19 protein-coding genes are annotated in these 21,433 nt (G+C 64.4%); 17 read left to right on the forward strand and 2 right to left on the reverse strand.

Annotation, left to right across the window (positions count from 1 at the left end; genetic code table 11):
• Window positions 1–2 precede the first annotated feature (2 nt).
• Window positions 3–986 carry an SMP-30/gluconolactonase/LRE family protein gene (locus NOG11_RS04560; RefSeq protein ID WP_256618500.1) on the forward strand — a complete coding sequence of 328 codons (984 nt, stop codon included), beginning with the start codon at window positions 3–5 and terminating at the stop codon, window positions 984–986.
• Here the strand turns inward: NOG11_RS04560 and NOG11_RS04565 are convergent.
• Both NOG11_RS04565 and NOG11_RS04570 read right to left on the reverse strand, forming a co-directional pair.
• Window positions 971–1,654 carry a TetR/AcrR family transcriptional regulator gene (locus NOG11_RS04565; RefSeq protein ID WP_256618501.1) on the reverse strand — a complete coding sequence of 228 codons (684 nt, stop codon included), beginning with the start codon at window positions 1,652–1,654 and terminating at the stop codon, window positions 971–973. The two genes, NOG11_RS04560 and NOG11_RS04565, sit on opposite strands and share 16 nt — an antisense overlap.
• Window positions 1,655–2,797, reverse strand: coding sequence for an acyl-CoA dehydrogenase family protein (locus tag NOG11_RS04570; protein ID WP_256618502.1), 1,143 nt, complete (start codon window positions 2,795–2,797; stop codon window positions 1,655–1,657).
• Window positions 2,798–2,901: 104 nt separating this feature from the next.
• On the opposite strand from NOG11_RS04570, the gene NOG11_RS04575 reads away from it, so the two are divergent.
• The 16 genes from NOG11_RS04575 to NOG11_RS04650 all read left to right on the forward strand — a co-directional run bounded on the left by NOG11_RS04575 (window position 2,902) and on the right by NOG11_RS04650 (window position 21,339).
• On the forward strand, window positions 2,902–4,671 hold the full coding sequence (locus NOG11_RS04575) for an acyclic terpene utilization AtuA family protein (RefSeq protein WP_256618503.1): 1,770 nt from the start codon (window positions 2,902–2,904) through the stop codon (window positions 4,669–4,671).
• Window positions 4,668–6,281 (forward strand): acyl-CoA carboxylase subunit beta, encoded by a 1,614-nt coding sequence (locus NOG11_RS04580; protein ID WP_256618504.1) that lies wholly within the window; start codon window positions 4,668–4,670, stop codon window positions 6,279–6,281. Before NOG11_RS04575 ends, NOG11_RS04580 begins: the two co-directional genes overlap by 4 nt.
• On the forward strand, window positions 6,282–7,088 hold the full coding sequence (locus tag NOG11_RS04585; RefSeq protein WP_256618505.1) for an enoyl-CoA hydratase/isomerase family protein: 807 nt from the start codon (window positions 6,282–6,284) through the stop codon (window positions 7,086–7,088).
• A complete protein-coding gene (locus NOG11_RS04590; RefSeq protein WP_256618506.1) occupies window positions 7,081–9,042 on the forward strand; it encodes an acetyl/propionyl/methylcrotonyl-CoA carboxylase subunit alpha in 1,962 nt (653 codons plus the stop codon). Before NOG11_RS04585 ends, NOG11_RS04590 begins: the two co-directional genes overlap by 8 nt.
• Entirely contained in the window at window positions 9,039–10,166 is a 1,128-nt protein-coding gene (locus NOG11_RS04595) for an NAD(P)H-dependent flavin oxidoreductase (RefSeq protein WP_256618507.1), read from the forward strand. The genes NOG11_RS04590 and NOG11_RS04595 overlap by 4 nt, the downstream gene beginning before the upstream one ends.
• Window positions 10,163–10,966 (forward strand): TIGR03084 family metal-binding protein, encoded by an 804-nt coding sequence (locus NOG11_RS04600; protein WP_256618508.1) that lies wholly within the window; start codon window positions 10,163–10,165, stop codon window positions 10,964–10,966. Before NOG11_RS04595 ends, NOG11_RS04600 begins: the two co-directional genes overlap by 4 nt.
• Window positions 10,963–11,856, forward strand: a complete 894-nt coding sequence (locus NOG11_RS04605) for an alpha/beta fold hydrolase (RefSeq protein ID WP_256618509.1) — start codon at window positions 10,963–10,965, stop codon at window positions 11,854–11,856. Before NOG11_RS04600 ends, NOG11_RS04605 begins: the two co-directional genes overlap by 4 nt.
• Before the next feature lie 150 nt (window positions 11,857–12,006).
• Window positions 12,007–13,218 (forward strand): inositol-3-phosphate synthase, encoded by a 1,212-nt coding sequence (locus tag NOG11_RS04610; RefSeq protein ID WP_305888898.1) that lies wholly within the window; start codon window positions 12,007–12,009, stop codon window positions 13,216–13,218.
• A complete protein-coding gene (locus NOG11_RS04615; RefSeq protein ID WP_256618511.1) occupies window positions 13,193–14,137 on the forward strand; it encodes an HD domain-containing protein in 945 nt (314 codons plus the stop codon). Before NOG11_RS04610 ends, NOG11_RS04615 begins: the two co-directional genes overlap by 26 nt.
• Window positions 14,131–15,252, forward strand: a complete 1,122-nt coding sequence (locus NOG11_RS04620; protein WP_256618512.1) for a class I SAM-dependent methyltransferase — start codon at window positions 14,131–14,133, stop codon at window positions 15,250–15,252. Before NOG11_RS04615 ends, NOG11_RS04620 begins: the two co-directional genes overlap by 7 nt.
• Window positions 15,252–16,217, forward strand: coding sequence for a Gfo/Idh/MocA family protein (locus NOG11_RS04625; protein WP_256618513.1), 966 nt, complete (start codon window positions 15,252–15,254; stop codon window positions 16,215–16,217). Before NOG11_RS04620 ends, NOG11_RS04625 begins: the two co-directional genes overlap by 1 nt.
• Complete coding sequence (locus NOG11_RS04630; RefSeq protein WP_256618514.1) at window positions 16,208–17,029, forward strand: MBL fold metallo-hydrolase; 822 nt, start codon at window positions 16,208–16,210, stop codon at window positions 17,027–17,029. The genes NOG11_RS04625 and NOG11_RS04630 overlap by 10 nt, the downstream gene beginning before the upstream one ends.
• Complete coding sequence (locus NOG11_RS04635; protein WP_256618515.1) at window positions 17,026–18,483, forward strand: YcaO-like family protein; 1,458 nt, start codon at window positions 17,026–17,028, stop codon at window positions 18,481–18,483. Before NOG11_RS04630 ends, NOG11_RS04635 begins: the two co-directional genes overlap by 4 nt.
• Window positions 18,480–19,322: a sugar phosphate isomerase/epimerase family protein gene (locus NOG11_RS04640; RefSeq protein WP_256618516.1), complete on the forward strand. Its 843-nt coding sequence runs from the start codon at window positions 18,480–18,482 to the stop codon at window positions 19,320–19,322. The genes NOG11_RS04635 and NOG11_RS04640 overlap by 4 nt, the downstream gene beginning before the upstream one ends.
• A complete protein-coding gene (locus tag NOG11_RS04645) occupies window positions 19,319–20,575 on the forward strand; it encodes a glycosyltransferase family 4 protein (protein WP_256618517.1) in 1,257 nt (418 codons plus the stop codon). Before NOG11_RS04640 ends, NOG11_RS04645 begins: the two co-directional genes overlap by 4 nt.
• 8 nt (window positions 20,576–20,583) lie before the next feature.
• Window positions 20,584–21,339, forward strand: a complete 756-nt coding sequence (locus tag NOG11_RS04650; protein ID WP_256618518.1) for a PIG-L deacetylase family protein — start codon at window positions 20,584–20,586, stop codon at window positions 21,337–21,339.
• Window positions 21,340–21,433: the final 94 nt, after the last annotated feature.

Below are 21,433 nucleotides of genomic sequence, written 5' to 3' on the forward strand. Positions count from 1 at the left end.
GTTTGAGCCGGTTTGCGGACCTTTACCAGACGAGGCAGTCGGTGCTGGTCGGAGCGTGCACCGAGTTCGCCTTGGTTCCCGGCGCGGAGGATATGGTCTCTGTTTCGGGCGGGGTGTTCCTCTCCTCGGTCGATCGGCGAGGCTTCGAAGACGGTTGGCGGCCCGGTATCTACTGGTGGCCTGACGGCGGCGAGATCGAGCTGGCGAGCCTCGATGCGCCGGACGACTTCAAGCCGCACGGGCTTTCTTTGTGGGAGGGTCCGGACGAGACCATCCTCTACGCCATCAGCCATCCAGGCGGGCTCTACAGCGAGGCGGAAAGTGGCCCCTCCCATACGGTCGAGGTTTTCGCTGTTAGTGAGGGAAGGCTCAGCCATCGCCGTACACTGACCCATCCTTTGTTCCGCTCACCGAACGATCTAGCGGTCTTCGCCGAGGACGGGTTCTATATCACCAATGACAAACGCTGGATCGGCGGGCTGAGGGGAGCGATGGAGACCTACCTGCTGCTTCCGGTGGCGGACGTGGTGCGGTTCGAGCGGGGAAGCGCGCGCATCGTCGCCGACGGTCTCAACTATGCCAACGGCATCGCCCTGTCCGAAGACAGAGGAACGCTCTACGTCAACGAGGTTCAGGGGCGGCGGATGCGTGCCTATGACGTCGGGGAGAACGGTGACCTTGCAGAGCGCACCCGCTTCTCGATGGGAAGCGCACCCGACAATGTCACAATTGCCAAAGGCGGCAGCCTCATCAGTGCAGGGATCAGCGACGCATTCCGCTTCGAAGCCTTTCGCGACGAGAAGGCTGATGATGCCCCCTCCCTTATTCTCCGCGTAGACCCGAAGAGCGGCGAGAAGGAGACGCTGTTCTATGACGATAGCGGACAGATCTCCGGCGCCACCGTCGGACTACAGCACGGAAGCGAGCTCCTGATCGGAACGGCTTACGGCCGCCACGTTGCGCGCTGCCCCTACCCCGCCGGGTAGCGTTCGGCCACCGCTTCGAGGCGGGCTACGGCCCGCTCCAACCGCTCTTCCACGCCTGGATCTCTGTCCTCGGCGCGCGGCTGCAAGACAGCGAGCATGGCTGTCATCAGTGTCTCGATAATCCGAGACGAGGCCGCATCCTCCCCGCGGGCGAGGGCGGAGCGTGCGGCGTAGTCGAGCGTGCCGAAGAAGAGGTCGCGCAGCAGTTTGGGGTTCGCCGAGGCCGTGAACACGCCCTCCGATCTCCCCCTTTCGATCACCCCGTCGAACACCCGGACATAACCTAGGCGGTCGGTGGCCGCCGTCAGGCCCTCGCCGGCATGGGCGAGATACAAAGTCAGCTCGAAGAGCTTCCGATCACCCATGATCCGGTCCAGCGTGTAGCTCGCCAAGGTCTCGAGCTGCAGAACGGGATCGGTTTCGGCCCTCACCACCTTCTGCGCACCGCGCCTGAGATCGTCCCAGTGCCTAGCGACCACCGCCTCGAACAGAGCCTCCTTGTTGCGGTAGTAGAGGTAGAGCGTGCCCTCGGCCACCTGCGCGGCTTTGGCGATCTCGGCCATGCGGGCCGCCTTGAGGCCGCCGAGCAGGAATGCTTTAGTAGCGGCCTGAAGGATCGCCTCCTCCTTCTCAGCGAGCTTCTCGCGCCTTGTTTGTGTACGGCTCATCTAGAGCCCCATCTGGCGCACGGCGAGGTCCTTCATGATCTCCTCCGAGCCGCCGCCAATGGCCATGACCTTCACCTCACGGTAGGCGCGCTCGATCCTGTTGCCGCGAAGATAGCCCGCCCCGCCCATGATCTGCATCGCCTCGGAGGCGACATATTCGAGGGTCTTGGTGGCGAGGAACTTGGCCTTGGACAGCTCCGCGACCGGCATATCGCCCTCGTTGATCGACCAGCAGATCTGGTTGGCATAGGCGTCGAGCGCGTCGATACGCGCGCTCATCTCGGCGATCTTGTGACGGATGGCCTGGCGGGTGATCAGGGGACGTCCGAAGGTCACCCGCTCCTTCGCCCAGGCCACGGCATCGTCCATGCAGACCCTGGCTGAGCCGAGCGAACCGCAGACAATGGCCAGCCGCTCCAGGTTGAAGTTCTGCATGATGGCCATGAAGCCCATATTCTCCGGGCCGATCATATCCTCATCGGGGACGAAAACGTCGTCGAAATACAAGGTGGCCGTGTCGGAGCACCACCAGCCCATCTTGCGCTCGATGGCGGTGCGAGTGAAGCCTTCGGCGCCCCATTCGAGGAAGAAGAGGGACACGCCGCCGAGACCCTCGCCGCCCGTCCGGGCACCGACGATGAAGTAGTCCGAGGTCATGCCGCCGGTGATGAAGGTCTTGGAGCCGGAGATGCGCCAACCGCCCTCCACCCTTTCGGCTTTCGTCGTCAGGCTCGCCACGTCCGAGCCGCCGCCGGGCTCGGTGATGCAGAGGCTGGCGCTCGCCCTGCCGGAGGTCAGCTCTGGGACGATCCGGTCCCTGATGCCAGCGCGCGCATGCTGGACGACGGGGTTGATGGCCACGGTGCGGATATTGAGGGCCGCGCCGATGCCGCCCGCGCCGCACTCAGCCAGCTCCTCCGCCCAGATCTTGCGCATGAAGGCATCGTCGAAGCCGAGACCACCGAGTTCTTCGGGGATACCGAAGCCGAACACCCCCAGCTCCGCTGTCTTCTGATGGAGCTCCCAGGGGATCACGCCTGCCTCATCCCAAGCGTCCGCAAAAGGGGTGATCTCTTTAGCCACAAAGTCCCGCACCGTTTTGCGAAACGCCCGGCGCTCGTCCGTATCGAAGGGGTTCTTCATGCCTTAGCTCCTGCTTGCTGAAGCACACTCATTTAGAATGAGGCTTGCTCAGCGGCGGCGTCAAGGGTTAGGCAGGGGGCGGCGTAGTGAGAAGGTCCGGCGCGATGAAGATAGGCGGTGCCAGCGGCTATTGGGGCGACAGCGCGCGCTCGACGCCGCAACTTCTGGGCGCGAATGTCGACGTTCTGGTCTATGACTACCTCGCTGAGATCACCATGAGCCTCCTGGCGAGAGCCCGCATGAAGGACCCGGAGAAGGGCGGCTACGCTAGGGACTTCGTGACGGAAGCCATGGCGCCGCACCTGGCCCAGATCGCTGAGAAGAAGGTCAAGGTGCTGAGCAATGCAGGTGGGGTGAACCCGAAGGCCTGCGCGGAGGCACTTCGGCAGCTCGTCAAGGAGAAAGGTTTGGATCTCACCGTCGCCGTGGTGGAGGGCGATGATCTCATCGGCCGTAAGGAGGAGATCGCCAAGGGTGGTCCGCCTGAGATGTTCAGCGGGAAGGCCTTCCCCCACCCCGCCGCGATCGTCAGCATGAATGCCTATCTCGGCGCGGTGCCAATCGCGAAGGCTCTCGATGCGGGAGCGGACATCGTCGTCACCGGGCGCTGTGTGGACAGCGCCCTGACCTTAGGTGCTCTGATGCACCGGTTCGGCTGGCCTGCGAACGACTACGACCTTCTGGCGGTGGGAAGCCTGGTAGGGCACCTTCTCGAATGCGGCGCCCAAGCGACGGGCGGCAACTTCACCGACTGGCGCGACGTGCCGGACCGCGCCCATATCGGCTACCCCATCGCCGAGGTCTCCCCGGACGGCGCTGCGCGCATCACCAAACCCGACGGAACCGGCGGTCTCGTCAGTAGAGAGACCGTGGCGGAGCAGCTTCTCTACGAGATCGGCGATCCGTCAGACTATCAGCTCCCTGATGTTCGCTGTGACTTTACCAATGTGATCATCGCGGAGGATGGCGAGGGGGGCGTCGTGGTGAGCGGCGCGAAAGGCCGTGCGCCCTCCCCTCGGCTCAAAGTCTCGGCTACCCATCTGTCCGGCTGGCGCGGCGGTCTCACGCCGAGCTTCTACGGCTTCGAAGCCGCCGAGAAGGCGGAAGCCTTCGCAAACGACGCGGTCGAGAGAGCGCAGGAACGGCTAGAAGGCGCAGGCCTTCCCCCCTTTACCGAGGTCAGCACGGAGGTGCTCGGCTCGGGCACGCAGTTCGGCGAAGGAGGCGAGGCAGATGAGGTGGTCCTGAAGCTCGCCGTCCGCCATCCCGACGCCGAAGGGGTAGGAGCGCTTCTCAAGGAAGCCGCGGGCCTGGGGCTCTCCGCACCGCCCGGTCTTTGCGGCTTCGCGGGGACGAGGCCCAAGCCCTCGCCGGTGGTAGAGTTGTTCTCGTTCCTCATCCCCAAAGAAGACGTGGAACCGAACTACGACACAGGCGACGGCCCGATCCGTGTTCCGTTTACGGCAGGCAGCGATAGCAGAGCCGAGCCAGTCTCTACCGAGATCGCCAGTCCGTCAGGGGACGAACCGATGGTCACCGTCCTCCTCATCGAGGCCGCCGTTGCGCGCTCCGGTGACAAGGGCAACGACGCCAATATCGGCGTGATTGCACGGCATAAAGATATTCTTCCTTATCTTTGGGCGCAGCTGACCGAGAACGTCGTGGCCGAACGCTTCGCCCATGTCCTGGAAGGCCCGGTGGAGCGGTACCTGATGGAAGGGTCTGGGGCGATCAACTTCGTGCTTAAGAAGTCCTTAGGGGGCGGCGGCATCGCCTCCCTGCGCAACGACCCGCAGGGCAAGGGCTTCAGTCAGGTCATGCTGACGATCCCCGTGCGCGTACCCGAGCGCCTTCTGGCGGAGGTACTGCCGTGAGCGTCTTCACCTCCAAGACCGATACGAAATCGGACAGCTTCGCGGCCAACCGCGAGGCCATGGGGGAGCTCACCAGCCGCCTGGCCGAGCTCAACGGCCGCGGTGCAGCGCTTTCTGCACGGAAGGCGGAGAAGTTCGCCGAGGCGGGCAAGCTCCTGCCGCGGGACCGCCTCGCAGCCCTCCTCGATCCAGGCTCGCCCTTTCTGACCATCGGCAACCTCACCGGCTATATGGTCGACACAGACAAAGAGGAGCGCTCCGTTCCCGGATCGACCATCATCGCTGGCATCGGTACTATTGCCGGGCGGCGCTGCATGGTGGCGGTGGACGACAGCGCCATCAAGGCAGGCGCGCTGACTGTCGGCTCGGCGCAGCGCATCATCCGCTGCGAGCGCATCGCCCTTCGCCAGGGCCTGCCCTTCGTCCACCTGGTCGAGAGCGCGGGCGGCGACCTCAAGGCCTATACGGTCGAAGGGTTCGTGGAGGGGGGAGAGATCTTCGCCAATCTCGCGCGCCTCTCCGCAGCAGGCATTCCGACCATCGCCGTGCTGCACGGCTCCTCCACGGCGGGGGGCGCGTACATGCCCGGACTGTCCGACTACGTGGTGGCGGTGGAGGGCGAAGGGAAAGCCTTCCTCGCCGGCCCTCCCCTTCTGAAAGCCGCCACCGGTGAGATTGCAGGGGATGACGAACTCGGCGGCGCGAAGATGCATGCGGAGGTCTCCGGCCTCGCGGACATTCTGGTACCCGACGACCGGGAGGGCGTTCTGGCCGCGCGCGAGGTGATCGGCAGGCTTCCGCCCACCCCGGAAGTTAGGGCCGAGGACTATACCGAACCCCTCTACCCCGCCGAGGAGCTGCTCGGCATCGTGCCAGCCGACTACCGCAGTCCTTTCGACGCGCGCGAGGTCGTCGCCCGGATCGTGGACGGCTCGGACTTCACCGAGTTCAAGGAGCGGATCGGTTCGGCGACGGTCTGTCTCTTCGCCTTGATCATGGGCCACAGGGTAGGTATCCTCACCAATAACGGTCCCATCGACAATCAGGGTGCGCATAAGGCGACCCAGTTCCTGCAGCTCTGCGACAGCTCGCAGACGCCTGTACTCTTCCTGCAGAACACGACCGGCTACATGGTCGGGGTGGAGACCGAGCGCGGGGGGATGATCAAGAACGGCTCGAAGATGATCCAGGCCGTCGCTAATATCCGTGTGCCCCGGATCACTCTCCAGATCGGCGCCAGCTTCGGTGCCGGAAACTACGGCATGTGCGGGCGCGGCTTCGACCCGGACTTTTGCTTCCTCTGGCCCAATGCGAAGACCGGGGTGATGGGCGGAGAGCAGGCTGGGCGCGTGATGCGCATCGTCGCCGAGGACGCCGCCAAGGCGAAGGGAGAGGAGCCGAACGAACAGATGCTCGCCTTCCAGGAAGCCGCCCTCAAGCACCATTTCGACGGCCAGTCCGACGCCTTCACCAGCTCTGGCCGCAACTGCGACGACGGAGTCATCGACCCGCGCGACAGCCGCGCCGTGCTAGGCATGGTGCTGGCCGTTTGCGCGGAGGCGAAAGCAAGAACCCTTCACCCGAACGCCTTCGGCGTTGCGAGGATGTAGATGACTGCTCTCACCCAACATGATCTTCTGCACACCGATCTCGATGATGGCTGGCTGCGTCTCACCATGGACGACCCGGAGAAGCGCAACGCTCTCTCCACGGAGATGGCGGGCGCCCTCCTGGAAACCCTGACAGCCGTCCGCGATGACCGCAGCGTCCGAGGTATCACGCTGCAGGGTTCGAATCGTATCTTCTGCTCCGGCGGCGACCTGAAGGGGATGGCCGGGCACATCATGGGCGGCGACCGCGAAACCATCCGCACGATGAGCGAGGTGGGCGGGCGCCTCTTCGCGGCTTTCGCCAGCCAGCCGCAGGTGACCCTCGTGTTGATCGACGGCTCCGCTATGGCGGGGGGGCTTGGTCTTGCCTGCTGCGCCGATTTCGTGGCGGTAACCCCAGCGGCCAAGTTCGCCTTCACCGAGGTAAGGCTCGGTATCCCCCCGGCGCAGATCGCCCCCTTCGTCGTGAGGCGGGTCGGGCTCGTCGCGGCGAAGAAGCTGATGCTGACGGGTTCGTCCTTCGGCGGCGAGAAGGCGGCGGAGATAGGCCTCGCCGACGCGCTCGTGGCCGACGGTGAAGCGCTGGAAGCCTATGAACAGGCGTTGGCCGAACAGGTTCGCGGCTGCGCGCCGGGGGCCGTCGCAGCCACTAAGGAACTCGCCATCAGGGCGGCGGAGCACCCCCCTCACACCCTTGCAGAGGAAGCGGCGCAAGTCTTCACCGACTGCCTCCTCTCCGACGAAGGACGGGAAGGCATCGCGAGCTTCGCCCAGAAGCGGAAGCCGAGCTGGGCGCCCCATGACTGATCGCTTCTCCTCCGTCCTGATCGCCAACCGGGGCGAGATTGCGTGCCGAATCATCCGTACCGCGAAGGTACTAGGCTACCGGACGGTAGCCGTCGCGTCGGACGCCGACCGGGACGCACTGCATACGGAGCTAGCTGACGAGGTCGTTCGGATCGGAGGGTTTCACCCTGGTGAGAGCTACTTGGATCAGACGAAAATTCTGGATGCCGCAAGAAGAAGCAGTGCCGAGGCGATCCACCCTGGCTACGGCTTCCTGTCGGAGAACGCAGGCTTTGCCCGTGCCTGCCGTGAGGCCGGGCTCATCTTCATCGGCCCCTCGCCCGAAGCCATCGAGCTGATGGGGGACAAGGCTAGGGCCAAGCGCGCGATGATCGCTGCGGGCGTGCCCTGCATCCCAGGTTACGAGGACGAGGATCAGGACGAGGCGCGCTTCGTAGAGGCTGCCGAAGCGGCGGGCTACCCGGTCATGGTGAAGGCTGCTGCAGGCGGCGGCGGTCGCGGTATGCGGATCGTCCGTCGTGCGGAGGAGCTTTCCTCCGCCCTTAAGGCTGCGAAGGCCGAAGCCGAGAGCGCGTTCGGATCTTCCGGCCTCATTCTGGAGAAGGCCGTCGAGAACGCCCGGCATGTCGAAGTCCAGGTCTTCGGCGACAGCCATGGCACCATCATCCATCTCGGCGAGCGGGACTGCTCCCTGCAGCGTCGCCATCAGAAGGTGATCGAGGAAGCTCCTTCTCCGGCCGTCAGCGAAGAGCTCCGCCGCAAGATGGGCGAGGCAGCCATCAGGGCAGCAGCGGCGGTGAGCTATGAGGGTGCGGGCACGGTCGAGTTCCTGCTGGCCGATGACGGCTCGTTCTACTTTCTGGAGATGAACACCCGCCTTCAAGTCGAACATCCAGTGACGGAGGAGGTGCTCGGCCTCGACCTCGTGGAACTGCAGCTTCGGGTGGCCCAGGGACTGCCTCTAGGTCTGCAGCAGGAGGACGTGACCCTCCTTGGCCATGCCATCGAAGCCAGGCTCTACGCCGAGGACCCGGCGGCGGGCTTCCTGCCCTCGATCGGCAAGATCGCTCTGTTCGAACCAGGGGAAGGTCTGCGGACGGATACGGGCGTTCGGACGGGCAGCGAGGTGACCCCCTATTACGACTCCATGCTGGCCAAGCTGATTGCCCACGGACGAACGCGGGAGGAGGCTGTCCGAAAGCTTCTCGCAGGACTTGACGACACGGTCTGCTTCGGTCCGCTCACCAATCTGCGCTACCTGAAGGAGTTGATCCGCAGCGAGACTTTCCGCAGCGGGGAGGCGCGAACGACGACCATCGACGGGATGGAGCCGCCGGAGCGGCCAAGCCCGACGGCGGAGCAGCTTGCCCTCATCGGAGCACTGATCACCACCGATCAAGCCGCACGCGGCCCTTCCGTTCCGGAAAGCTTGCGCTTCTTTTCGAGCAGCGAGCGGATCGTTCGTACGGTGCTTATCGAGATGAACGGTATCGCCCATGCGCTTCGTGTCGCAGGCGGCCCCCACCATTTCGAGGTCGGTGATATCGAGGTCACCCTTCCACCACTAGAGGGCCAACGAGGCACGGCAGAGCTCGGAGGGAAGTCTACCCCCTTCGCTTTCGCCGCCGACGAAGACACCTACCATCTGTCCTTCCCCGAGATGGATGTAAGCGTGCAAGATGTCACCTACCGCCGGGGTGCGGGCAAGGACGAGGCGGGAGCAGGAGCCGTCACCGCCTCCATGCATGGTCAGCTTACTGATGTGTTTATTCAGGAGGGTCAGCGGGTCGAAAAAGGCCAGAAGCTTCTCATCCTCGAGGCCATGAAGATGCAGCACGAGATCACCGCGCCGACCACGGGGACTGTGAGCGAGGTGCGTGCAAAGGCCGGAACCCAGGTCGCCAGCGGAGACCTCCTGGTCACGATCGAGATAGAGGCGGAGGAGCCATCATGAAGTCACCCATCTGCGAGATGTTCGGGATCGAGTTTCCCCTCCTCGCCTTCAGTCACTGCCGCGATGTGGTGGCAGCGGTCTCCCGCGCAGGCGGCATGGGGGTCTTCGGCGCTGTCAATCACCCCCCGGAGCTGCTGGAGGAGGAGCTCGCCTGGATCGACGATCATGTGGACGGCAAGCCCTACGGCCTCGACCTCATCGTCCCCAACGCCACCGCGCTTCAGGCAGGGCCTGTGGACAAGGACGCACTTCTTTCCATGGTGCCAGAGGAGCACAAGAACTTCGCAGCGGACCTTCTGGAGAAGAGCGGCGTCTCCACCAATACGCTCGAGCAGAGCCGCCGCGAGCATCTTCACTTCACGGACAACCTCACGCCTCACGGTGCGGAGGCCGTGCTCGACGTGGCCCTTGCCCACCCTATCAAGCTGATGGTCAACGCATTGGGCGTTCCGCCCGAGATCATGCTTCAGAAGGGCCGAGAGCACGGCGTGGCCGTCGGTGCGCTAGTCGGCTCGGCGAAGCATGCAGCGCGGCAGGTCGAGGCGGGCGTGGATGTGCTGATCGCGGCGGGCGGCGAGGCAGGCGGGCATTGCGGTGAGGTCTCGACCATCGTTCTCGTTCCCGAAGTTGTCCGCGCCGCGGAAGGCACGCCGGTGCTGGCCGCTGGCGGCATCGCCACGGGCGCGCAGATGGCGGGTCTGATGGCCATGGGCGCGGCGGGCGCCTGGTGCGGCTCGGTCTGGCTGACGACCTCGGAGGCGGAGACCAGCCAGTCCGTCAAAGAGAAGATGCTTACCGCCACCTCCGCCGACACGGTCCGCTCCCGCTCGCGCACCGGCAAGCCCTCCCGGCAGCTGAAAAGTCCCTGGACCGAAAGTTGGGATAAGGAGGGGCCGGCACCCCTGCCCATGCCGCTCCAGACCCTGGTCACCGAACCCGCTCTGAGGCATCTCGACAAGCTCGCGGACGGCGGCCATGAGGGGGCGAAAGAGCTCTCCACCTACTGGGTCGGCCAGGCGGTCGGTCTGATGAACGAGACCGAGAGCGCAGGCCGGGTGGTGCAGCGCTTCAAGGAGGAGTTCGCGGAAGCCTATGAGCGTCTGGCCGAGGCGCTCGGCGAATGATTCCCGTCGCACACGACTTCCTCGCTGAAAGCTACGCGCTCTCCTCCGTGCTCAACCGTCCGGATCTCGACTGGGACCGCGAGCTGCTTTTCAAGGGCTGGACCGCCAACCAGATCGTGCGCCACCTCCACCTCTGGAACCAGGCAGCCCTCCTCAGCCTAACCGATGAAGCGGGCTTCCAGACCATGCTGACCGAAGCCATGCCGGTCATGATGAGCGGCGGGCTGCGCGCCTATGAGGACCAGCGCTATGGCGAGCTCGAAGGCGAGGCGCTGCGCAAGGCGTGGCTGACGGGCGCGGAGGAGACGGCTGATGCTTTCGCGAAGGCTGACCCCGACCGTCGCCTGCCCTGGGTCGGGCCTCCCATGAGCGCCTCCTCCTCCATCGGTGCGCGGCTCATGGAGACCTGGGCGCACGGCCAGGCGATCTACGACGATCTCGGCATCGAGCGGCGGGACGAGGACCGCATCGAGGAGATCGCCACCTTGGGTGTGCGAACCTTCGGTTGGACCTACGCCGTACGCGGACAGGACAAACCCTCTACCAAGCCCTATGTGGAGCTGACCGCGCCCTCGGGGGCTGTCTGGCGCTTCAACGAGGAGCGCGACGACGAGCGGATCGAAGGTCCGGCGACCGCCTTCTGTCAGGTGGTGACTCAGACCCGCAACATCGCCGACGTGCCGCTTCGGGTGACGGGCGAGGTTGCGAAGGACTGGATGAGCAAGGCACAGTGCTTCGCAGGCGCCGCCGAGACGCCGCCGCCGCCAGGCATGAGGCGCCCTAGGGGAGAGAGTGAATGACAGAACACAGAACGAGCGGCGACCCCTCGATCGCCTATGAGGTGGACGGGCCGGAAGGCGGCGAGGCGGTCCTGATGCTGAACGGCCTGGGCATGCAGCTCACCCAGTGGCCCCAAGCGTTCCTCGACGGACTGCACGGCGCAGGCTTCCGCACCGTCAGAGTCGACAACCGCGACGTCGGTCTGTCCGGCAAGCTGGCGGGTGTGAGAGCCCCGAACCCCTGGCTGCAGCTCGGCATGGGGATTTTCGGCATGTCGGCCGGCGCACCCTACTCTCTAGCCGACATGGCCGACGACGCAGCGTCGGTCATTGATGAAATGGGCCTCGTCAAGGCGCACGTCCTAGGCCTCTCCATGGGCGGGATCATCGGCCAGATGCTCGCCTCGCGGCACCCTGACAAGGTGGACCGGCTGACGCTCTTCATGACCACCACCGGCAACCGCAGCCTGCCTCTGCCCAAGGGCGAGGCCCGCAAGATCCTGATGTCCCGCGAGGCCGCCCCCTCGAGCCGCGAGGAGGCCGTCGAGCGCATGGTAGCCAAATGGCAGTACTTCATCACCGCCGATGGCGGCATGAGCCTGGACGAACTGCGCGCCTTCCACGCCGCCGCCGTCGAGCGGGGGATGGACCACGAAGGCTGGCACCGCCAGCTCGCCGCCATCCTGGAGACAGGCGACCTGCGAAAGCACAGCCGGACGATCAAGGCGCCGACGCTGGTCATTCACGGCAGCGAGGACAAACTCGTTCCCACCGAAGCGGGAAAGGACGTCCACGCCCAGATCGAAGGCTCCAAGCTAGAGATCATTGAGGGCATGGGCCACGACCTGCCCCCCCGGCACATGCCCCGTCTCGTTGCTCTCGTGACGGAACACTTACGCGGCGACACCTAACCTAGGTTAGAAAGCGTCCCTTTCGCTCAGTACCAGTCGTGATTGGAACAGCTTCCAGCCGATTGGCCGCTTGTCGCGGGCCGCACCCAACCTACCCTCCTGTCCGGTCAGAAAATACCTGTCTCTACCCGGACTGGAGGGAACCAGCAGATGCACGGACAATTAGGAGTGGCCATTGTCGGCCTAGGAGGCGCTGTGGCGTCCACGGCTGCGGCGGGCATCGAGCTCCTCAAGCTCGGCAAAGCGGATGAGACCGGCTTGCCCTTGGGAGACCTGCCAGGCCTCGTTCCCTATACGGGCATGACGTTCGGCGGGTGGGATCTCTATGCGGAGGATCTCCTGGCTGCTGCCAAGCACCACAAGGTTCTGGACCGCGATCAGATCGACGACGCCGAGGAAGCGCTGGCGAAGATCAAGCCGTGGCCTGCCATGGGCGACGCCAGTTTCTGCTCGGGCGTCGACGGGGAGCACCGCCACGGAGACCTCTCTCACCGGGAGAAGATCGACTGCCTCATCGAGGATCTAGTACGCTTCAGGGAGGAGAGCGGCGGCTCTGCCGTTCTCATCAACCTCGCCTCGGTCGAGCGTACGCCTGACCGTCAGAACCCGATCTATCACATCAAGGAGGCGTTCGAGGCGGCCCTCGACGCCTCCGATCCCGAGATCAGCCCGGCCATGCTCTACGCCTATGCGGCCATCAAGTGCGGTGTGCCCTACGGCAACTTCACGCCCAGCTTCTCGGGCGACGTGCCCGCGCTGATCGCCATGGCGGAGGAGGCCGGCGTGCCGCTTGCCGGCAAGGACGGCAAAACCGGCCAGACCTTCATGAAGACCGTGCTGGCCCCCGCCTTTCGCGACCGTGCGCTGAGGATCGACGGCTGGTACTCCACCAACATTCTCGGCAACCGCGACGGCGAGGCGCTCAACGAGCCGAACAGCCTCGCCTCGAAGATCGAAACCAAGGGCGACGTCCTGAACTCGATCGTCGGCTACGATGTCGGATCGCACCTCGTACAAATCAACTACTACAAGCCGCGCGGTGACGAGAAGGAGGCCTGGGACAATATCGACGTCTCAGGCTTCCTCGGACGTCCCATGCAGATCAAGCTGAACTTCCTCTGCCGCGACAGCGTGCTCGCAGCGCCCCTGGTGATCGAGATCGCCCGCTGCCTGGACCTCGCCAAACGGCGTGGCGAGGGCGGCATTCTCGAACCGTTGGGCGTGTTCTTCAAGGCGCCCATGACGCAGCCCGGCCAGACTGTCCAGCACGCCTTCCCCGAGCAGCAGGCTGCCCTTCAGACCTGGCTCGCCGGTGAGACCATGCAGCAGAGCTACGATGCAGCCCGCGCCGCAGCCGAGTAGTTTTCCGGCTCACCTGCCCCCCTCGGCCGCCACTCGCCTAGCGAGGGCGGCCTCCCTCTTCCCAGCGCTTCAGGACCTCAAACGCATGCGGCGCGCCGGCGCCCAAGGCTCGCTGGCGGAGCAGGCGTTCCTCGAGGGTTGGTCGCTTCTGACCGCTGGTGCCGAGCCTTACCAGGCTGCCCAGCTTCTGCTGCGCCGCGCCCTTCTGGACAACCAGTTCGCCGGTCTTCGCCGCGAGGAACTCGAGGAAGTGCTCGACCAAGAGCGGGCCGCCGCGATCGAGGCCGCCGCGCTAGCCAAGTCCGTGGAGGGATCGTTCGAGGACCACCCTCTTCTGGGCGAGGCTGGAAAGCCTGTCGTAACCACGGGAGACGTCCCCGCCTTCGCGGCCCTCCTGGCCGAACAGCCAAGGGCCGGAGCAACCCATCCGACCGAGGGGCGCCTCTTCCTCTACCCGCCCGAGAGCCATGCCGAGCACTGCTGGGGCGTGGCGATCTACGCTATCCTTCTGGCACCCTCCTTCGGCGCCGATATCGGCACCGTCTACCTCGCGGCGATGGGACATCATCTGCACAATGCCTACCTGCCCGATGGCGGGTTCGCCGGTGAGATGCTTCTGGAGCCTCACCTCCAAGCGGTCATGCAGGGTTTTAGAAAGAAGGCGCTCGCCGAGCTACCTGTTTCGCTGGCAGACGAGCTGAACGAAGCCCACGACATCATCTCCGCCTCAGCCGCGCCGGAAGCCATGGCGTTCCATGCGGCTGATGTCTTGGACAGGGTGCTGGATGTGCGGTGGCGGGCGCAAGCTGCCGGCTTCACGCTCGACATCGCCACGAAGACATACGGTCTGGTGCATGAAGGCCCGCACAAGGACTACCACGAGACGGTCCTCACCGCCGCGAAGATCGACCCGTGCTGAATCTCTTCGATCCGGATACAGGCAGCCCGCTTAGCTACCGAGAAGCGAACCTGCTGTGCTCGGCGGAAGGCAAGCTCTGGCCCGTGATCGAGGGCATTCCATGGCTACGAACAAACCGGGAGGAGATGAGGCTCGAGGCGACTAGTCTCATCGAGGCAGGCCGGATAGAAGACGCGACGCTCACCCTCCTGCGTGACCAGGACGATTTCTGCCCGACCCCTCCGCCTTCGCACGAAGACGTTCGAGCCATGCTGAACGACCGAGAAGCGACCTTCCGCAGCAGCATGGAGGCGCTCGCCTATGGACGGGTCGCCAGCTACTTCGCCCACCGCTGGTCCGCGCCTACCTATCTCAGCGGCCTGGCGCTGATGGCTATGGTGGCCGAGCCTGGGGTGCCCCTTATCGAGGTCGCCTGCGGTACGGGACAGCTTATCGCTGAGGCAGCAAAGCGGGGCTTTGCGACCTATGCCAGCGACGTGGTCTTCTCTAAATGCTGGCTCGGCAAGAAGTTCATCAGCTCAGAAACGAGCTTCATCTGCTGTGACGCCGTATCCGGATCACCACCCTTGCGCATCGAGGGCCAGGGGAGCGTCTTCTGCCACGACGCCTTCTACTTCTTCCCCGATAAGCAGGCTTCCCTCGACGGAATGAGGCTTCTGGCTGACGGCGGACGGGTCGGGATCGGTCATGCGCATACGGACACAGACCCGACAGGGATCGCCGGTACGCCGCTTCCCATCGCTGACTACAAGGCACTGTCGCCTGGAGCTTCTTTCTTCTCCGATGACGTACTGACTGACGCCATCATCGGCAATCACCAACCGGAGGAAGGGGCGGAAGAGGCCGACGCAGTAAGCTTCGTGGAGGGCGGGGCACCGCTCGATGCCCTTCGCTTCGCCTTACCCGCTGCCGCTGCCCTTCGCCGCAACCCCCTCCTTCGGGAGCGAGAGGGCACGTACGGCCCGCACTGGCCCGATGAGGGTTTCGCCGCGGAATACGCCGGAGCAGGATATCTGTCAGGAGAGGGGACGCTTCCCGCCGACGGTGCCCTATTATCTCAGCATCATCATGCAGCGAGACACCGCCTGCTCCTCGACCTTCCGGAGCGGTGGTGATGATCCGTTTGGGTATCATCGGTGCCGGATGGGTAGCCAGAGACTTCGCTCTGCCTGCGATCGAAGCGGCTCAGGACGGGACGCTCGTCGCCGTCGCCGATCCGAAGGAGGGCGTTCCGGGTTACCCTCAATATCAAGACCACCAAGCCATGCTGGACGCAGAAAAGCTCGACGCAATTTATGTGGCGAGCCCCAACCATCTGCACCCGCAGCACGTGCTAGACGCCCTCCATACTGGCTGCCACGTGCTCTGCGAGAAGCCCCTCGCCATCGCAAGCTCCGACGCCGAGGAGATGGCGGCGCTGGCGACCCGTCGCGGGTTGGTTCTGCAGACGGCTTTCGATCAGCGCCACCACCCGGCTCACCGCCTGATGAAGCAGCTCGTCCAGGAAGGAACGCTCGGTACACTGACGCAGGTCCGTATCGACTACGCCTGCTGGGTCGATGAGGAGTTCCTTCCGGACAACTGGCGGATCGAGGCGGAGCGGGCGGGCGGCGGCGCGGTCATCGACCTGGCTCCTCACGGGCTCGACCTCGTCGAGTATCTCACCGGGGAGAGGCTGACCACTCTTCATGTCCTCCGCCAGAGGCGTCTTCACGGCTACGCCGTCGATGACGGGGGCGTCCTGACCGGCCGCACGGAGAGCGGCATCCTTCTCTCCCAGACCGTCGGCTACAACCGCCCGGAGAAACTGCCGCGGCGGCGATTGGAGATCATCGGGAGCGAGGGCATCCTCCTGGCCGAGAATACGATGGGACAGACCCCTGGAGGATGTCTCACCCTCACGACCTCCTCCGGCGAGCGCCGCTCCATAGAGTTCGGGCAGACACCGCCTTTCGAAGCGCAGTTCGACAGCTTCTTCGAAGCCTGTAACGCGAGAAAATCCGATCGTCTCCCTACAGAGGACGCAAGGCTCGTGGCGCTCCTGGAACAGGGGTTCGAGGGGGACGCGGCATGGCGCTGACCCACTACGCCTGCACCCATTGCGGCGGATGGCTCCTTTGGTTCGAGGGGAAGCAGCCCCTCTCCTGCCCCGTCTGCATGGATCCCCGCAACGCGCTGCCGGAGAACGGCTTCTCCTTCGTTACCTTGGCCGAAGCTCAGTCGGGCCGCACCACCGAAATCACGAGGGTCGCTCCCAACCTTCGTGTCGCAAGGGAGACACCGGCGCTGGGCCTCGGCTCTGCCGGATGGCTCGTCAGTACGGACAGCGGAACCGTCTCCATCGAGGCTGCAGGGTGCTACTCCGATAGTGCCTTGTCGGAGATAGGCTCGCTTCACCGGATCGCTGCCACCCACCCGCACGGCTACGGCGCGATGTGGCAGCTTCAAGCCCATAGCAGCGCGCCGGTCAGTATACACCGCCTCGATATACCGCATACCAAAGCCTTCAAGGTCACCATGCCCCTCGATGATCAGGGGCACCTAGCTCCCTCCATCCGCTACCGGAAGCTTGGGGGACACTATGATGGTCAGTGTGCCTTCTATGACGAGGAAGGCGCATGCCTGTTCCTCGGCGATGCACTCAAGGTCGACTATGGCACTAGCGGGGAAGCTGTTGCCCTCTCGGTTCATAAAGGGTTCCACTACGCCATTCCGCTGACGCACAGTGAGATACGCCGCTACAGGGAAGTCGCCGAAAGCTTTCCGTTCCGGAACGTCGCCACGACGTTCGATTATGCGGAAGGGTTGAGCCGCGAGTTCGTTCTCGCCTTCTACGACAAGCTGCTCAGTATGCCGCTCACCACCGAACCCATCAGGATCGACAGCCTATGACCGAAACCCTTCAGCGTGCCGCCGACCTCTACCGACAAGGGCTTCCTTCGGGCGAGTTCTGCGAGTTCGCCATCGAGGGATGCGATGCTTTGCGAACGGGTGTGCATCTGATGCGCTCAGGCTTGTCCCGGAGCGGGGGCCCGTTCGTTTGCGGTATGGGCTATGGAAGCAGCCAGTTCGAAGCTGCCGTCAGTGCCCGCGGCGAGCTGTTCGAGATGATCACCCTGGCCGACGCAGCGAAGGAGTGGACGCACACCGAAGGAACGTTCGAGGAGGTCGACGGTAAAGAAGGCTTCCCTGCTATCGACCCCTACGGCCTCGTTCTGCCTGTCGGACTAGATGATGTGGACCGGCACCGCTTCGTTTGGACGGACGTCAGGAACCTCCTCACCGACGAGACGTTCTGGGCACCGATCGAGTTTGTTGCAAGCTCACGCGCCGCCCTTCCGAGCGGCTACCAAGCGGTCACACCTCCGATCAGCAACGGCAACGGTGCCGGGGATAGCGAAGCGCGGGGGATCACCCACGGTCTTTTGGAGCTCTGCCAGAGGGACGGCAACGCATCGAGCTTCAGGGCGCTCGATCAGGGACGGATCCTCGAGAACCCGCCCCTCGATCCCGATACTGCGCAACTGGTGGCAAGGCTTCAGGAACGGGGCTTTACGATCCTGTTCAAGCTCGCCGATCTGTCCGTCGGGATACCGAGCGTCTACGCCATTCCCGTCGTGGAGGGAGAGGACAACCCCCTTGCCATGACCGCCTGCGGCGAGGCAGCCGATCCAGATCTGCCCCTCGCGCTACGCAAGGCTCTGCTGGAGGCGCTGGCGGCGCGAGCACGCAAGGTGTTCAGCCACGACACGACCGGTGTCCACCGGCACTATGAGCCTAGCGTCGTTTCGGAACGGGCGGCCAAGATCGACCCGGCACAGGAAGAACCGAGGGCTGTCGAAGCGATGCAGGAGCTTCTGGCGCTCTCGCCTAGGCAGGTTCGAGAGCGCCTCGAAAGCACCGTCTACCGAAGAGATCGCACCTTCCCGAGTTCGTCGCTCGATACGGCGCGCCTTCCCAACGAGCCTGAGGACCGGGTCCGCTATATGCTGGACCGCTTGCAGGCAGAGAACATGACGGCCTACGCTAAAACCGTTAGGCGGGGCGATGCCTACGCTGCGAAAGTCCTCGTGCCGGGCATCGAGATGGAGCTAGCCAGCTTCTACCGCCTCGGCGTTCGCGGCGCGAGGCGCCTTCTGGAAAGGGGCGACCCGCTGCTGAGACACCAACCGGGACCGGGTCGGCAAAAGCTTACTCTTCGCCCGGAGCAAGAGGCGGAGCTGGGCGGCCCCCTCTATCTCGACAAGGAGCGCCTCGACCGCATCACCGCTCCCCTCTACTTCCTCTACCGCGAGCCCACACCAGGGGTCACCCGCGTAATGGCCGGTCGTAGGGATGCGGCATGAGCTTGCGGTTTGCCTACAATACCAATGGTTGCGCCAACCACCGGCTCTATGACGCCATCGAGCTGATTGGCGCCTCCGGCTATGACGGGGTGGCGCTCACCCTCGATTGGCACCACCTCGATCCGTTTGCGGATAGCTGGCACGAAGACACGATAGCCCTCAAACGGCATCTGCAGAGCGCCGGTCTTGGCAGCGTGATCGAGACCGGTGCCCGGTACCTTCTCGACCCCCGCCGCAAGCACGAGCCTACTCTGGTCAGTGACGATGCGGAGGGCCGCGCGCGGCGCATTCGTTTCCTTCAGCGAGCGGTGGAGATCGCAGATATTCTGGAAAGCGAGGCCGTCTCGTTCTGGGCCGGTGTTCCGCATACCGCTTCGGCCCGAAGCGAAGCCTTCCAGCGTCTCGTTGAGGGAACGGCCGAGGTGACCAGCTACGCTGAGAAGTACGGTGTGATCCCAGCCTTCGAACCGGAGCCCGGTATGGCTATCGAAACCGTGTTGGAGTTTCTCGAGCTGAAGAATGCGGTGGAGGAGTTAGGCGGCCCTCTGCAACTGGCCTTGGACGTCGGGCATCTGTGGGTGACGGGCGAGAGCGATCCGGCTGAAGCTCCGGTTACGTATCAAGAGCATATCGGCACCGCCGCCATCGAGGGCATGAACCGGGGGATACACATCCATCTCCCCTTCGGCGAAGGCGACCTCGATGTTCCGGAAGTTCTGAGATCGTTTCAGAGCATCCGCTTCGACCGGCTCCTCTGCGTCGAACTGTCGCGTGAATCGCCCCGCGCGCACGAGGCTGTTCCCCAGTCTATTCATTGGCTCAAGGAGCATCTGTCATGAGAGTCTGTTTTTTCTCGAGACGGTACTTTCCTGCGGTCTCCGGCATGTCCGTCTACGCCTACAACTTCATCAGAGGCATGCGCGACCTCGGCCACGAGATCACCATGCTGTCCCAGTACCGCGGAGACGCGCCCGGTATCGCCATCTATGGGGGCGGCACGCCCCCTCCTACACAAGGCGTACGGACGATCGGCTTCAGGTCGAAGGGTGAGGAGCTTGCCCCCCACGGGCAGCCTGCCGACTTCGAGCGCGATCTCAACGAACTCGTCTCCGCGTGCATAGAAGCTCACCGGGAGCGGCCCTTCGACATCCTTCACGCTCAGTATGCCTATCCCACCGGTCTGGCCGCACTGATCGCAGGTGAGCGGCTCGGCCTTCCGGTGATTGTCTCGATCCAGGGCGGTGATGGTCACTGGGTCGGGCTCTGCTGCGAGACCCACCGCCGCGCCATGCAGGCCGTGCTGGACCACGCCAACGCGGTGATTATCGGCTGTAAGAGCTTTCGGGACGAGGTCATTGGCAACCACGGCACGGATGCCGAGCGTTTCACCATCGTGCCGGGAGCGGTCAGTACAAGCCGGTTCTTCCCCTCTCAGCGCCCCGAAAACACGCCGCTACGGCTTCTCTTTCACGGTAGAGCCGACAGGCGTAAAGGTCTGATCGACACCCTGGAGAGCTGGAAACTGCTCTGCGAGCGGAACGTCGCCTTCGAAGGGGTGGTCTCCGGCGTAGGCCCCGATCTCGATGAGGCGGAACACTTCGTCGCCGCGAACGGTCTCGAGGAAAAGGTCGAGATAATGGGCGCAGCGGACTACTCGGCGGTCCCGTCCATCTACCGACAGTGCGATCTGTTCGTGACACCGACCTATGCCGAGGGTTTCTCGAACACCGTGCTCGAAGCAATGGCTTCGGGCCTGCCGGTCATTGGCGGCCGGGCCGTGGGGGTGGTGGATGCCATCGAACACGAGCGCAACGGCCTTCTAGTAGAGCCAGGCGACGCCACCGGTCTCGCCGATCTGCAACAGCCGCTCATCGACGACAAGGCGCTCCGCGAACGTCTTCGAGAAGCTGCGAAGAGGGACGTCACCGAGAGGTACAGTTGGCCGGTCGTCTGCCGATCCATCGAGAAGGTCTACGAACGCGCCCTCGGACAGCTCCCCCTCCCTGACTGGGAAGCCGTGTACGATCCTTCCATCGAGCTCGCCCAAGCCGATCCCACCTGCCGCTTCAGGGCGGCACCGCACCTTCTCTAGGGTTCGGCGTGAGGATCGTCGCCCTCTCCCCGCACCTCGATGATGCGGCTTTCTCCGTAGGCGGTCTGCTCGCCCGTCTCGCCGGCTCGCATGAAGTCGAGGTCCACACGCTGCTCGCCGGAGGTGTCCACCCGGCGGAGGGGTTCGCTTTAGCCTGTCAGCTCGATAAGGGGCTCTCGCGGCAGACCGACTACATGGCTCTTCGTCGTGAGGAGGACCTAGCGGCTGCCAGCATACTTGGCGTTCGGTCTTTCCACCATCAGCTCTGCGAAGCGCCCAACCGAGGCTACCACGATGCCGCTTCTCTCTTCGGTGAAGCAGTGCCGAACGATCCGCTCACGTCCCAACTCGCTCACATGCTGCCGGAGATCGTGGAGGGCGCAGACTTGGTGCTCGCCCCTTTCTGCCACGGCAACCATATCGACCACGTCCTTGTCAGGGCAGCCGCCGAGAAAACTTGCGCGGATCGGCTTCTTCTCTGGCGCGATCTTCCTTACGCGGTCCGCTGCCCCGATCCGAGCAGCGAGTGGGTTAGTGTGCGGGTGAGCGATCATCTCGGTGTCAAGATCGACGCCTGTCTCGCCTACGCATCGCAGATCGGCTTCCAGTTCGGCTCTCCGGAAGCCGCCCGCCAAGCTATTCTGAGGGATACGCAGCGCATAGGAGGCGAGCTTGTCCTGCCTTGCTCGGACGCCGCAAGGGCTGCTCTAGGGGCGCTAGCGCCGCCCGTTACCAAACAATCACAAGCGCAACCCGTCTCCTGATCCCCCTGACCCCGGCGGTTCTAAAGCTCCACATCCGAAGGAGTGCCGCCTCGGTCAAGGGTTCCAGGAACAGGGTCTGAGCTTGCGTGTTCCG

Origin of the sequence: Parvularcula maris (assembly GCF_024505085.1) — a bacterium.
GTDB lineage: Bacteria > Pseudomonadota > Alphaproteobacteria > Caulobacterales > Parvularculaceae > Parvularcula > Parvularcula maris.